The sequence below is a fragment of the Rhizobium sp. BK591 genome (assembly GCF_014195045.1).
Lineage (GTDB): Bacteria > Pseudomonadota > Alphaproteobacteria > Rhizobiales > Rhizobiaceae > Rhizobium > Rhizobium anhuiense.
In genome coordinates this window covers 180,530-194,191 of record NZ_JACIAZ010000010.1, presented here as the reverse complement: position 1 = coordinate 194,191, position 13,662 = coordinate 180,530, and the positions used below count along the sequence as shown (strand labels likewise).

The window sequence follows — 13,662 nt, the reverse complement described above, 5'->3', positions numbered from 1 at the left end:
TAATGTTAAGTCAAGTCGCGGTTGAGACAAACGAGCATTTTCATCACGCCTAGTGCAAGCCACACTCGGCTATTAGCGGATGAGGCTGTTACTGCACATGTTCTATGAAAAATCTAATGGCGGGCCGATTATGAGGGATGAGATGAAGGTACCGGGCTACAAGTCGATCAGAACAAAGATCGTAATTGCGATGAGTCTTTTGCTTGCCGTGACCCTGGTTCCGGCTGGCAGTTTTGTATGGCTCAGCTCCAAATCTAACTTGGAAAGCATGTCCGGCGAAATAATGAGGCAGGAGGCTGCGCAAGCGTCCAATCAGGTCAAAGCGCTTATCGCTGAATATAAAGGCCTTACCGCCGCTACGGTTGCGTTGCTCGGCATGCAATACGAACAAGGAATTCTTGATCCAGTTTCAATAAGAAACGCCATGCAAGCACAGATGGAAACCTTCCCCGAGCGATACAATGCCTGGTTCCTGTCCTTGCCGGGCTCGAAGTTTGCTCAAAGCCCGGGCAATACTACGGAGCATGCGCCCATTAACAAAGAAGGCCTGGTTTCTATCGCTATAAGCCGTGAAGAAAGCGGCTCTTTAACTTATACTGTATTCGAGCGCGTAGAGAGCGCGGACTGGTATCGGATCCCAGTTGAGACGCCGCAGAAATGGATTCTGACCGAGCCGTGGATTTCTCCAATTGCAAGCCATCCGGTCATCATCACGTCGGGGCGGGTGATTGTCGCTAACGATCGCAAAGTAGCACTGCAGGGCTACGATTTAAATTTGGCGCAACTGTCCAGCAACATCGCACAAATGGCCCCAATGGGAACCGGCAGAATTTCCCTCCTGTCGCAAACAGGCAATTGGGTGGTTAATTCTGATAATGGTCTCCTAGCGAAACCGTACGAAGAGGCGCAGGGACGCGCTCAACTGGACGCCGCTTTGGCCACGGGCTCTCCACAATTTGTGGAGGATTACATGTGGAAAGACGGGACGGCAGTACGGCGCATGTTCTTCCCATTTAAAATACCAGATTTCAACACCAGTTGGGTTGCTGTCGTGGATGTACCGGTAGCGACGATCAATGCACCACTCCATCGGCAGCTTGTTGCCATAGGCATAGCCTTCCTAGCAGTCCTCGTTCTTGTTCTTCTTCTCGGATGGCTCATTAACAGGATAGTGGTGAAGCCCATTCAGAGACTTTCATCCACAATGGGAAGTTTGGCAAATGGAGTTTTGAATGAAGATTTCGATGCGAATACGAGAAGAGACGAGATTGGAGATATGGTGAAAGCCGTCCAAGTCTTTCGCTCCAATGCGATCGAACGCCAAACGTTGCAGGAGGGAGCGGATGCCAGCCGTAAGCTGGCCGATAAACAGCGGGTAGATCGTGAGGAGCAAAAGGCGAAAGAAGCATCCGAACTGCAATTCGCCGTTGAGAACCTCGCCGTTGGACTTTTGCAATTGTCGGAAGGCAATCTAGCATATCGGATAAGCGACTCCTTCGTAGAGAGCCTAGTCTCGGCCCGTGACAACTTCAATATCACCGCCGAAAAACTGGAGGCAGCTCTCTCACAGGTCGTGCAAAGCACCATGAACATTGATGGGGAGGCGAAGGATATTCGATCCGCAGCTGATAATCTTGCTAGGCGCACGGAACAGCAAGCCGCCGCTGTTGAACAAACCGCAGCCGCGCTCGAAGAAGTCACGGCGACCGTAAAGACATCAGCGGCAAGCGCACAGGGCGCCGGTCGCCTTGTTTTACGCACGAAGAATAACGCTGAGAATTCTGGAGAAATCGTGCGCCACGCTGTCACCGCGATGGAGCGAATTGAGAAATCCTCTTCAGAGATTTCAAATATCATTGGCGTGATCGATGAGATTGCGTTTCAAACGAACCTTTTGGCGTTGAATGCTGGGGTCGAAGCTGCGCGCGCCGGAGATGCGGGTAAAGGGTTTGCCGTCGTTGCACAGGAGGTGCGGGAGCTGGCACAGAGATCGGCCAATGCAGCCAAAGAAATCAAGATCTTGATCAATACATCAAATGAGCAAGTCGGGCAGGGGGTGCACCTTGTGCGCGAAACGGGGCATGCACTCGAGAATATCGTGTCTGAGGTACAGGAAATTAGTTTTCATGTTGCCGCGATCGTAGAAACTGCTCAGGAGCAGTCCTCTGGCCTTCAGCAAATAAACATCGCTGTGAACCAGATGGATCAAGATACTCAGCAAAACGCCGCAATGGTTGAAGAGACTACGGCGGCCACCCATGGCCTGGCTCAGGAAGTGGCTGCTTTGCACGAACTGGTGTCCCAGTTCCGGTTGTCCCACCGCCGCACCGAGGGGCCTACGATCTCGCAAAGCCTCGGTAGAGAGGGAGCCAAGCGTCGGTACGGATGACGTCACGCTCGCGCCAATCGAGAAGCTGTTGGTGGGCCTTCTTGCTCATCAACTATAATGGCTTATCCCGTTCGCACAGGTGGCCACAATTAGTTGTGCCGGTGTGCCTGTCGAAGAAATCGACAGCGAAAATGAATTTGCTGTCTTTGATCCGAACTCTTGAAGCACTAACGAGCCGATTCTCTCCAAAGAGTCTCTGTTGGCGTTCCGCAGAATATTTGCATTCACAGGTGGTTCGGTAGTCCTCCCCGTTTTAGCGGGGTTCAGCGGTAGAATTCACGCGGCCATTTTCAGTTTCTGAGCGGGTGTGATGCCGCCAATGCCCATGTTGGGCCGTTCGTGGTTATACGTCCAAAGCCACTCCGTGGCGATCTCCTGCACCTCCGTAAGCGATGTCCGCATCACACAGCCCAGAACGTTCATCCATTGCAAAGATCGAACCAACCCTCCATAGTTGCGCTCAATGTAGGGTTGGGTTGTGATGCTTAGACAAACTTACGATCCAAAGGTGACGCGAGAACTCGCGGTGATGAAGGTTATATTCCCTTTGATTGGATTGGTGATCTGCGTCGCCATTCTTGGCCTTTATCTATGGCGACTTCATCATTTTGAGCGTTCCGTTGCGACAATAGAGGCCGTTTGGGAAGAGGAAGTCAGTCGTCGTGGCGTGACGGTCATAACGATGGCGGACCTATCTTTTTCAAGGACTACCCCCACCGGGGAGTCCTTGCCGTGTAGATACCAGTTTGAGATCGGGACGCCTCGTGATGGCTTCAAGGTCGGGGACAAGCTCGACATCGTGCCAGCGACCGGTACTTGCCAACGGGCTGATATCATTGGGCGAAGCGAGCAAAACCCCTAGTGTTTCGGAGTTTCCACGGCAGCAGCTCATCGAGCTTGCTCTGCTTGTGGCCGTTGACGATGGCGGTCAGCGTGGCGCTCAGATAGGCCAGCGGCTCGACGGCATTGAGCTTGCAGGTTTCGATGAGCGAGGCGAGGGTCGCCCAGTTTTCTGCTCCGGCATCGTGTCCGGCGAAGAGAGCATTTTTGCGGTTGAGGGCTATCGGCCGGATAGTTCTCTCGACGCTGTTGTTGTCGATCTCGATGCGACCGTCGATCAGGAAGCAGCAAAGGCCATCCCAATATTTGGCCATGTAGGCGAGCGCTTCGCCGAGAGGCGACTTGCCCGCGACACGGGCACGATGAAGCGTGAGCCAGGTCCACATGTCTGCGATCAAAGGCGCGGACCGTGCTTGCCTTCCGGCCAATCGACCTTCTGCGGAAAGACCACGCAGCTCTGCCTCGATCAGATAGAGTTCGCCAATGCGCTTAACACCTTCCTCGGCAATCGGCGCAGGCCCAGTGCGGGTGATCTCGACCAGCTTGCGACGAGCATGCGCCCAACAATAGGCAAGTTGGATGTTCGGCCCTACGCGATCCGGCGCGATCAGCCGATTATATCCGGCGTAGCCATCCACCTGAAGGATGCCCGTGAATCCTTGCAATATCCGCTCGGCATGGAGCCCGCCGCGACCGGGTGCATAGGTGAAGGCTACCCCCGGCGGCGCACCTCCGTCCCACGGTCGGTCATCACGGGCCAGCGCCCAGAAGTATCCGGTCTTGGTTCTGCGGGAGCCGGGATCGAGGACCGGTGCACGGGTCTCGTCCATGAACAGCTTCGTTGACCGTTTCAGGTCGGCAATCAAGGCGTCGAAGACCGGACGCAGTTCGAAAGCAGCCCGACCAACCCAGTCGGCGAGTGTTGAGCGGTCGAGATCAATCCCCTGACGGCTCATGATCTGGGCCTGCCGGTATAGAGGTAAATGATCGGCATATTTGGACACCAGCACATGCGCGATGGTCGCCTCGGTCGGCAATCCTGCATGGATCAGTCGTGCAGGTGCTGCAGCCTGCGATACGCCGTCGGTGCAGGCACGGCAGGCGTATTTGGGACGACGGGTGACGATGACGCGGAACTGAGCCGGGACGACATCCAGCCGCTCGGACACGTCCTCCCCGATGCAATGCAGGCCGCCGCCACACGGGCAGATCAAGCTCTCCGGCTCGATAACCTCTTCGACACGAGGAAGGTGTGCGGGAAGAGAGCCACGATTGGCGGCGCGAGATTTGGGGCTCGGTTTGCCCGAGGGGCTATCGGCTTCATCTTCGGCATGGATGGCCGCTATGGCTGTCTCCAGGTCCTCCAATGCGAGATCGAATTGCTCGGGATCGGCCTTCTCTGACTTGCGGCCGAAGGCAGCCTGCTTGAAAGCGGCGACCAGCTTCTCCAGCCGTTCGATCCGATCATCCTTGCGGACTTCACGCGCTTGCGCCGCGATCAGCATCGCCTTCAAGGCAACAATATCGTCCGGCAAATCGGCGGCGTCCAACATGCCGGAAGTTTATCAAATTGTGCCTCGTCTCGCCGCTCGGATTTGTGGCCCGAGTCATCGTGTCGCACCTATTCGATTGCGGTCGGGGCTCTTGCCTCAACAGAACGGACCCGACGCCAGTCGAGCCCCGCAAACAGCGCCTCGAACTGGGCATGCCCCAGGGTCATCAGACCGTCCCGGATATCTGGCCAAGTGAACGTGTGCTCCTCCAGCCGCTTGTAGGCCATCACCAGACCGCTGCCATCCCAATAGATCAGCTTCAACCGGTCGGCCTTGCGTGACCGGAATATGAAGACTGTCCCCGTGAACGGGTCCTTATGCAGCTCGTTCTTTACCAGCGCCGCCAATCCATCGTGGCCTTTGCGGAAGTCGACGGGCTTGGTTGCCACCATGATCCGCACGCGGTTCGATGGAAAGATCATGCCGGAACCGCGCAAGCACGCGCGACAGCGGCGATCCTGGCGTCCTCGGGTGCAGGCAGTACAAGCTTGCCCTGCCGCGCCATCGTTCGCCAAGTCGAGAGATGGTTCGGCTTTAATCCATACCGCTCTGCGACCTCGTTCACTATCGCGCCGGGCCGAAGACTCTCCGAAACGATCTGCGCCTTCACCTCGTCCGGCCAGTGCCGGTGAACCTCACGCCCAGACTTCCTGGTCGTGAGAACCTCCAATGTACTCTCCATGGAGAAACTCCCGTTGCTCGTCCATGGAATAGGCGATCACAGATCAGGGCGGCGAGGACAACGTGGGAGCGGAACACCGGTTACGCACCTCCGTTATGCTGTCAAAAATATACAGATCGAGCCATTCATGCCGAACAGTTCGGTTATAGCGCTCGACATAGGCGTTCTGCTGAGGCTTGCCGGGCTGGATGTAGTTCAATGCGATGCCTTGGGTCTCTGCCCATTCGACCAGTTTCGAACTGACATATTCAGGGCCATTATCAACCCTGATTGCCAGCGGCTTGCCCCGCCATTCGATGATCTGGTTGAGGCTGCGCACGACCCGCTCGGCAGGAAGTGAGAAGTCAACCTCGATCCCCAGTCCCTCTCGGTTGAAGTCGTCCAACACGTTCAGAAGCCTGAACTGGCGACCCTCCGCCAAGCGATCCGCCATGAAGTCCATCGACCAGATCATGTTCGGCGCTTCGGGCACCGCCAGTTCCTCTGGCTTCTCGCGCTTCAGCCGCCGCCGGGGCTTGATCCTGAGGTTCAGCTCAAGCTCCCGGTAGATGCGGTAGACGCGTTTGTGGTTCCAGCGATGGCCCTGGACATTGCGCATATACAGGAAGCAGAGACCGAATCCCCAGGTCTTCTTCACCTTCACAAGCCCAAGCAGCAGATCGGCTGATCGTTGTCGAAATTACGTTGGGGACCATACCGATAACACGTCTCGCTGACGCCAAATGTCCTGCATGCCAGCGCGATACTTACACCGCGTTGCGCCACTACTTTCTCGGCCAGCTCTCGGCGCTGAGATGGCCGCGTCATTTTTTTCCGAGAGCCTCCTTCAGCAGATCGGCTTGCATGCTCAAGTCGGCATACATCCGCTTCAATCGACGGTTCTCGTCCTCAAGAGCCTTCATCTGGCTCATCATCGAGGCGTCCATGCCCCCATACTTTGCCCGCCACTTGTAAAAACTGGCACTGCTGATGCCATGCTCCCGGCAAAGCTCAGGTACGGGGACACCGCCTTCCGCCTGGCGCAACACAGCCATGATTTGGGCTTCGGTAAATCGGCTCTTCTTCATCAAAATCTCCTCGAGCATCTTGCCGAGAAAATTCTACTTTTGAAGCCCCTTATTCGCGGGGAGGACTACCGTTCAGCTTGATGTGGCGCTTAACGTGCCGTTGCCGATTCAGCGCATGCAGTGGTTGAAATTTTACATGCACTACGAAGACACCCCTGCAGGAGGAGTGTTAGATGCATCAGGTTGCGGACTATCGGCACCATCAAAATTTCGGTCCAATTATAGCTGTTCGGATATGGAATGCGTGGTGGAAAGACGCGGGTCTTCATCTTTCCGACATTACACATCATCTGACCGAAATGGTCGGTGATCGCTCTTCCGACGGCGCTCGTTGCTCATGACGAAAGCGGCTATCTCGGATCAGCCTTCCTCATCGATTGCGATTTGGAGGAGCGGCAACAATACAAGCCATGGATAGCGGCCGTTTGGGTGGAGGAGAATTAACGCAAACGTGGGGGAGGAAAATCACTCGTCGATGCAGCGGCAAAAGCTGCTGCCGATCTCGGATATCGGGTCTCGTACATATGCTGCCATCAAGAGTTGGAAACCTTTTACACCGCTTTTGGCTGGAGCGTTTTGGAACGTGATGTCGGCCCGCATAAGTTAAGCGTATTGTCCTCTGAGGCCTAAAGCATAGTGTCGGCCGTGTGCGGTGAGGCGGTCCGACCACCCGTGATCTTCGAGCCAACGGGAATATGGCGGAGATAGCCTTTCGCGATCTCCGTTGGTGCTAGGCGTGGTGGGTGGACGTACCGCCTCGTGTTCCTCTCCTCGCCCATCCGCCTCGGCGGGAACGCGGAGCGCTTCGGTTTCCTTCGTCCGTACCGCCAACGCTTCTCCTGCCGTCTGACCTCGTCGAGGGCGTCTAAATACCGCAACCGTGTTCCACGGCGTAGTCCTTGGCGCGGTCGAGCCTCTCGGGCCGGACCATGTCGAGAATCTGGTCCTCGTGTGCGGTCTTCCATTCCCGCGTGTCGCCGACGATATCGCGCCAGGTTGATCGGCCGATTCGCTGTCCGAGACCAAGGCTGGTATCGACGTTGGTCTGGAAATGCCGTCGGCGATTCCGACGTAAGACGAACTCGTTGGCGTAGATGTCGAAGTGCTTATCGCGGACGCCATGGTAGGTTCCGTAGCTCCATCTCTTGAAGTTGGAGAAGAGCCGATGCACCCAGGGTAGGACTTTATGCGCATGTGGTGCATCCACTGCGCTCAGGTTGATCGCTTGATGACCCCGATCTTCCGTACACGGTGGGGAGCGCGGACAATGGCACACTGATCATCAATCCGGTCGTCTACCCTAAAATCCAATACGACCCTGACCGAGATTTCCGCCCGGTCGGAATGTACGCCGGCATCAATCTCTTGCTTTGCGTTCCAAACAACTCGCCGATTAAAACAGCCGCCGAATATCTGGATAAAGCTAGGGGTGCGCCAGAACCGATCCTTCACGCAAGCCCCGGGATCGGCACGCCACTCCACCTCGCGATGGAGCGTCTCGCCCGCGACGCAAACGCGCATCTCAAGCACGTGGCATACAAGGGCATGGCTCCCGCGTTGAATGACGTCCTGGCCGGTATTGTTGACAGTATCGTGATCGACTACACGACGGCCAATTCGCAAATCAAGGATGGCAAAATTCGAGCGATCGCGGTCTTCTCGGAAAAGCGCCTGACGGTGCTTCCTGACGTTCCGACGATGGCGGAGCAGGGCGTGCCCGGCTTCAGGCTGGGGCTTGGCACTCGCTGATTGTGCCCAAGGCTACGCCGGACGACGTGGTCGCAACCCTGTCTCAGGCACTCGGCAAGGCTTTGCAGGACCCGTTGGTGAAGACCCGCTATGCCGAGCTTGGTCTCGACATGCCTCCAGAAACCATGGCTCAGCGATGGGCAAGCGATAAAGCCACCTGGCAGCCTCTGATCCGTTCGCTGAACATCAAGCTCGACGGCTGAATTCAAATGGTGTGTCCGGGCATCTGGCCCGGGCACACGCTCACGCCACACGAACTCAGAACGGGCGTTAATCGATCTCGTGCGTTGCCGATCAGCCAACTCAGGAACACCATGAACGCTGAATCGCGCCGGCAGGCAGGATGGCTAAAGCCTCCGAAATTGCGAGCGTCGCGCTCGGCCCCGCAGGTTGTGAGGCGAGCTTCGTCCATTGGTTGGTCTATACCGCTGACGGGGGCGCTCATCCGATGAGCATGCCGGGCACGTGGTCAGCGAATCTATGCCGTCGCCGGTTGCTCGTTATCGCGTCCGATTGATGAGCGTGTTCGATAACCGTTAGCAAGATATCGTACCTAATCATCTTTTTCAGCTGCCCTACGTTGGGAGACGGCGTTTCTCGGAATGCGCCAGGCCATCAGCAACGAATGGAGCTGGAGATGAGAGATCACTCACATTTGGAACTTTCACGTCGAGACTTGCTTGTCTCTTCGGCGGCGGCACTCGCCGTTACTGGAGTTGCTGCAAAAGGGGCAGCGGCACAATCCTCGGGGAAAGAAGTGAACTTCAACACAAGCGTTTCCTTCAAGGTGAACGGCGAGGTGCGCGATCTCGAGGTCGACAATCGTACGACCTTGCTCGATGCCTTACGCGAGCACCTTCATCTGACAGGCACGAAGAAGGGCTGCGATCACGGCCAGTGCGGCGCATGCACCGTGATGGTGGACGGACGTCGGATCAATTCCTGCCTGACGTTGGCTGTCATGCACGAGGGTGACGAGGTCACAACCATCGAAGGCCTCGGACAACCCGGCGACCTTCACCCGATGCAAGCCGCATTCGTCAAACACGACGGCTTCCAGTGTGGTTACTGCACCCCCGGACAGATCTGTTCCTCCGTGGCGGTGTTGGAAGAAATCAAATCGAATATCCCTAGCCACGTGACTCAAGACATCTCGGCAAAGGTTGAACTTACCGCTGGGGAAGTCAGGGAGCGAATGAGCGGAAACATCTGTCGATGCGGCGCATATTCCAACATTCTCGACGCAATCTTTGAAGTTGGGGGGATCAAAGCATGAGACCCTTCACCTATGAGCGAGCCACGACGGTACAGGCCGCAGCGAAAGCGGCAGCAGCCAATCCGGAAGCGAAATTCATCGCTGGCGGGACCAATCTTCTGGACTTGATGAAGCTCGAAATCGAGCAGCCCCCGCACCTCATTGACGTAAACGGCATTGGCCTCGATAAAATTGAACCGACGTCCGAAGGGGGCCTGCGCATCGGCGCTTTGGTCCGCAACACCGATCTGGCAAGTGACCCAACCGTCCGCCGGGATTACGGTTTGCTTACGCGCGCTCTGGTCGCCGGCGCGTCCGGCCAGCTGCGAAACAAAGCAACCACGGCCGGCAATCTCCTACAACGCACACGCTGTCCGTATTTCTACGACACCAATCAACCCTGCAACAAAAGGCAGCCGGGCAGTGGATGTTCTGCAATCGGTGGGTTCTCCCGCCAGCATGCAGTCGTTGGAAGCAGCCAATCTTGTATTGCCACCCATCCCAGCGACATGGCGGTCGCAATGCGGGCGCTCGACGCGACGGTCGAAACAGTCAAAGGAGACGGCGGTAGCCGATCGATCCCAATCGCAGACTTCCACAGGCTTCCGGGCGATACGCCCCACATCGAGACAGTGCTTGAGCCCGGCGAGTTCATAACTGCAGTAACGCTTCCCAAGCCGATTGGCGGCAAGCATATCTATCGCAAGGTGCGCGATCGCGCCTCTTATGCGTTTGCGCTCGTGTCCGTCGCCGCAGTGATCGAACCGGATGGAACCGGCCGCGTTGCTGTCGGCGGCATCGCTCACAAGCCATGGCGGACAGAGTCAGGGGACCAGCAGCTGAAGAGCGGGGCAAAAGCCGCGAGCGCGGCACTGCTCGCCGACGCACGCCCAACGGAGCAAAATCGCTTCAAGGTGACGCTCGTGGAACGAACGATCGGCTCGGTGATCGCAGAGGCAAGGGGATAACGACCATGAAATTCGACACACCAGCAGTCAACAATCCCATCGATCAAATGAAGGTCGTCGGACAGCCCATCCCCCGCATTGACGGGCAACTGAAGACGACCGGCCGAGCGATGTATGCCTATGAGTGGCATGATCCGAAGGTCCCCTATGCCTACGGTTATCCAGTCGGTTCCTCGATCGCTAAGGGCCGTATCCGGTCAATGAACACCGATGCCGCAAAGCGGTCCCCCGGCGTTCTGGCGGTTGTGACCACTTTGGACGTGGGAAAGCGCGAAAAGGGCAAGTTCAACACGGCCAATCTCTTCGGAGGCGATGAAGTCCAGCACTATCACCAGGCGGTGGCGGTGGTGGTCGCCGAAACCTTTGAGCAAGCGCGCTTTGCCGCTTCGCTCATCAAGATCGATTACGAAACCGCGATGGGGAGTTTCGACCTGGCGAAGGCCAAGGACAGCGCCGTCAAGCCCGACGAGAAGCAGCAGCCCGACACAGCCGTCGGCGATTTCGAGGGGGTCTTCAAGAACGCCTCCGTGACCTTGGACCAGTCCTACACGACCCCCGACCAGTCCCACTCGATGATGGAGCCGCACGCTTCGATCGCCGCTTGGGACGGCGAGAAGGTGACCGTGTGGACTTCCAGCCAGATGATTGATTGGTGGCGATCCGATCTGGCGACCACTCTTGGCATAGACAAGGACAATATTCATCTGATGTCGCCGTTCATCGGCGGCGGGTTCGGGGGCAAGCTGTTTCTGCGAGCCGATGCCGTGCTGGCCGCCTTCGGAGCAAAGGCCGCAGGCAGACCGGTCAAGGTCGCGCTGCCGCGTCCTTTCATGCCGAACAACACGACCCATCGGCCAGCGACCATCCAGCGTATCCGCATCGGCACGTCCCGGGCTGGAAAGATCACCGCGATTGCCCATGAAAGCTGGTCTGGCGACCAGAAGGGAGGCCAGCTGGAAACGGCAGTCAATCAAACCCGGCTGCTTTACGCCGGCGAGAATCGCATGACGGCGATGAGGTTGGCCACACTTGACCTGCCGGAAGGCAATGCGATGCGAGCGCCGGGCGAAGCACCCGGATTGATGGCGCTCGAGATCGCAATCGACGAGATCGCCGAAAAAGTGGGCGTCGATCCTGTCGAATTCCGCATTCTCAACGATACTCAGGTCGATCCTGAGAAGCCCGAACGACCATTCACACAGCGGAACCTGGTCGGATGTCTCAAGCTCGGCGCGGAACGCTTCGGTTGGAGCCAACGCGGGAAGCCAGGTTCGCGTCGGGAAGGAAATTGGCTCATCGGCTTGGGTGTCGCAGCGGCTTTCCGGAACAATCTTCTACTCCCGTCTGCGGCCCGGGTTCGGCTCGGCGCGGACGGGATAGCAACGGTCGAAACCGATATGACGGATATAGGTACAGGCAGTTACACCATCATCGCGCAGACGGCGGCTGAGATGCTGGGTCTCCCGGTGGATCGGGTGGCCGTTCAGCTCGGCGACTCGCGGTTTCCGGTTTCAGCGGGTTCCGGCGGGCAGTTCGGGGCGAACTGTTCCACGTCGGGCGTCTATGCCGCGTGCGTGAAGCTCCGTGAGGCGGTAGCACAGAAACTCGGCTTCAACACGGATGACGCGGTGTTCGAGAATGGACAGGTACGATCGGGCGACCGTTCGGTCGCACTCGCCGAAGCAGCCGGTCCCGACGGGCTGATTGGCGAAGACAATATGGAATGGGGTGATCTGGCTGACACGCATCAACAGTCGACCTTTGGTGCCCACTTCGTGGAAGTCGGCGTCGACGTCGCCACGGGTGAAACGCGCATTCGGCGTATGCTGGCAGTCTGCGCCGCCGGCCGAATCCTCAACCCCATAACTGCTCGCAGCCAGGTCATCGGTGCCATGACGATGGGGGTAGGGGGAGCCCTGTCCGAGGAACTAGCGGTCGATACCAAGCAGGGTTTCTTCGTCAACCACGATCTTGCGGGCTATGAAGTTCCTGTCCATGCCGACATTCCCCACCAGGAAGTGGTGTTCATGGATGAGGCAGATCCGATGTCGTCGCCGATGAAGGCCAAGGGCGTTGGCGAACTCGGACTTTGTGGTGTTTCGGCCGCCGTCGCGAACGCGATATATAACGCTACCGGGGTGAGAGTGCGTCACTATCCTATGACCCTCGACAAAATCATAGGCGGGTTGCCGGATGTTGCATGAGGATATCACCGCACTCCCGGATATCCATCCGCACGAGGTCAGCGAAGCTGTAGTAAGGCCGACGCCGGTCCGATCGTTGCTCACTGATGATGTGGAAGAGATATTTCGCTTTGCGATCAGGGAGCTTGCTCGGGGCAGGGTGGCGCTTGCCACCCTGGTCGAAATCCGGGGAGGAGCCGCGCGCGCACTCGGATCCCACGTCGTCATTGCGGCTGATGGCCGTTTCTGTGGCTATGTGTCCGGTGGCTGCATAGAAGCGGCGGTTGCTGCCGAGGCGCTCGACGCGCTCAGTGAAAACAAAGACCGGGAGGTTAAGTACGGAGAAGGCTCTCCCTTTTTCGATATTGTCCTGCCGTGTGGTGGCGGGATCACGGTGTCGATTCACGTGCTGCACGGCACTAAGGTGCTGAGCCAGGTCCTTGCAGAGCTTGACCAACGCCGGAGTGCGGGCCTGCGCTACACGAGATCACGAGAACAGCTTGAGATTATTGAACCGCCGGAAAGGGCCGGCTGTGTCGATGACGGCTTCGAAACAATTTATCGGCCCCGCACGCGTGTTTTGATCTCCGGTCAGAGCGTCGAGGCCGAGCGGGTCGCTTCTATCGCCAATTCATCCGGGCATGAGGTCGTCGCATACACGACAAGGGAAAGTGGCCTGCCCGATATCGATCAGTACACCGCCGTAGTTCTTCTCCACCACGACCTCGATGCGGAGCAGAGGGTTCTCCACGCAGCACTGCGCTCGAACGCGTTTTACATCGGTGCATTGGGAAGCACCCGCACCCACCGCAAAAGGGTCGATAGGCTCGACAGTTCCGGGTTCCCGAAGGCGCAAATTCATCGGATAAAAGCGCCGATCGGTATGTTCGGACCAACTCGTGACGCCAACTCACTTGCCCTGTCCATTTTGGCCGATGTTGCAGCTACCCGTTTGTCCATCTACGCGTGAGGCACC

The 13,662-nt window shown here is 57.5% G+C and carries 11 protein-coding genes and 3 pseudogenes; 8 read left to right on the top strand and 6 right to left on the bottom strand.

What is annotated here, in order from left to right:
- Positions 1 to 97: 97 nt before the first annotated feature.
- Complete coding sequence (locus FHX10_RS32800; RefSeq protein WP_246781284.1) at positions 98 to 2,389, top strand: methyl-accepting chemotaxis protein; 2,292 nt, start codon at positions 98 to 100, stop codon at positions 2,387 to 2,389.
- Between the two features lie 276 nt (positions 2,390 to 2,665).
- On the opposite strand, the pseudogene FHX10_RS35385 reads toward FHX10_RS32800, so the two are convergent.
- From FHX10_RS35385 to FHX10_RS32775, 5 genes and pseudogenes are all read right to left on the bottom strand, one after another.
- Positions 2,666 to 2,857 (bottom strand): annotated as a pseudogene (locus FHX10_RS35385) (integrase core domain-containing protein); the annotation flags it as partial.
- Between the two features lie 365 nt (positions 2,858 to 3,222).
- A complete protein-coding gene (tnpC, locus tag FHX10_RS32790) occupies positions 3,223 to 4,782 on the bottom strand; it encodes an IS66 family transposase (RefSeq protein ID WP_132575125.1) in 1,560 nt (519 codons plus the stop codon).
- A 68-nt stretch (positions 4,783 to 4,850) separates the two neighbouring features.
- The gene (tnpB, locus tag FHX10_RS32785) at positions 4,851 to 5,204 is read right to left on the bottom strand and encodes an IS66 family insertion sequence element accessory protein TnpB (protein ID WP_020051466.1); all 354 of its coding nucleotides are present in this window, start codon (positions 5,202 to 5,204) and stop codon (positions 4,851 to 4,853) included.
- Positions 5,201 to 5,464 (bottom strand): transposase, encoded by a 264-nt coding sequence (locus tag FHX10_RS32780; RefSeq protein ID WP_132575127.1) that lies wholly within the window; start codon positions 5,462 to 5,464, stop codon positions 5,201 to 5,203. Before FHX10_RS32780 ends, tnpB begins: the two co-directional genes overlap by 4 nt.
- A gap of 82 nt (positions 5,465 to 5,546) precedes the next feature.
- A pseudogene (locus tag FHX10_RS32775) lies at positions 5,547 to 6,531 on the bottom strand (IS3 family transposase); the annotation flags it as partial.
- Positions 6,532 to 6,704: 173 nt separating this feature from the next.
- Here FHX10_RS32775 and FHX10_RS35740 point away from each other — a divergent pair.
- Positions 6,705 to 7,161 (top strand): annotated as a pseudogene (locus FHX10_RS35740) (GNAT family N-acetyltransferase).
- A gap of 235 nt (positions 7,162 to 7,396) precedes the next feature.
- Here FHX10_RS35740 and FHX10_RS35735 read toward each other — a convergent pair.
- Positions 7,397 to 7,807 carry a transposase gene (locus tag FHX10_RS35735; protein WP_132575129.1) on the bottom strand — a complete coding sequence of 137 codons (411 nt, stop codon included), beginning with the start codon at positions 7,805 to 7,807 and terminating at the stop codon, positions 7,397 to 7,399.
- Here FHX10_RS35735 and FHX10_RS32765 point away from each other — a divergent pair.
- From FHX10_RS32765 to FHX10_RS32745, 6 genes are all read left to right on the top strand, one after another.
- A complete protein-coding gene (locus FHX10_RS32765) occupies positions 7,783 to 8,280 on the top strand; it encodes a tripartite tricarboxylate transporter substrate binding protein (RefSeq protein WP_312862936.1) in 498 nt (165 codons plus the stop codon). The genes FHX10_RS35735 and FHX10_RS32765 overlap by 25 nt on opposite strands.
- 2 nt (positions 8,281 to 8,282) lie before the next feature.
- On the top strand, positions 8,283 to 8,483 hold the full coding sequence (locus FHX10_RS35370) for a hypothetical protein (protein ID WP_312862935.1): 201 nt from the start codon (positions 8,283 to 8,285) through the stop codon (positions 8,481 to 8,483).
- A 434-nt stretch (positions 8,484 to 8,917) separates the two neighbouring features.
- Positions 8,918 to 9,556: an aldehyde dehydrogenase iron-sulfur subunit PaoA gene (gene paoA, locus FHX10_RS32760; RefSeq protein ID WP_132575131.1), complete on the top strand. Its 639-nt coding sequence runs from the start codon at positions 8,918 to 8,920 to the stop codon at positions 9,554 to 9,556.
- Complete coding sequence (locus tag FHX10_RS32755; protein WP_132575133.1) at positions 9,553 to 10,503, top strand: xanthine dehydrogenase family protein subunit M; 951 nt, start codon at positions 9,553 to 9,555, stop codon at positions 10,501 to 10,503. The genes paoA and FHX10_RS32755 overlap by 4 nt, the downstream gene beginning before the upstream one ends.
- A gap of 5 nt (positions 10,504 to 10,508) precedes the next feature.
- On the top strand, positions 10,509 to 12,707 hold the full coding sequence (paoC, locus tag FHX10_RS32750; RefSeq protein WP_132575135.1) for an aldehyde oxidoreductase molybdenum-binding subunit PaoC: 2,199 nt from the start codon (positions 10,509 to 10,511) through the stop codon (positions 12,705 to 12,707).
- A complete protein-coding gene (locus FHX10_RS32745; RefSeq protein ID WP_132575137.1) occupies positions 12,697 to 13,656 on the top strand; it encodes an XdhC family protein in 960 nt (319 codons plus the stop codon). Before paoC ends, FHX10_RS32745 begins: the two co-directional genes overlap by 11 nt.
- The last annotated feature ends 6 nt before the right edge of the window (positions 13,657 to 13,662 follow it).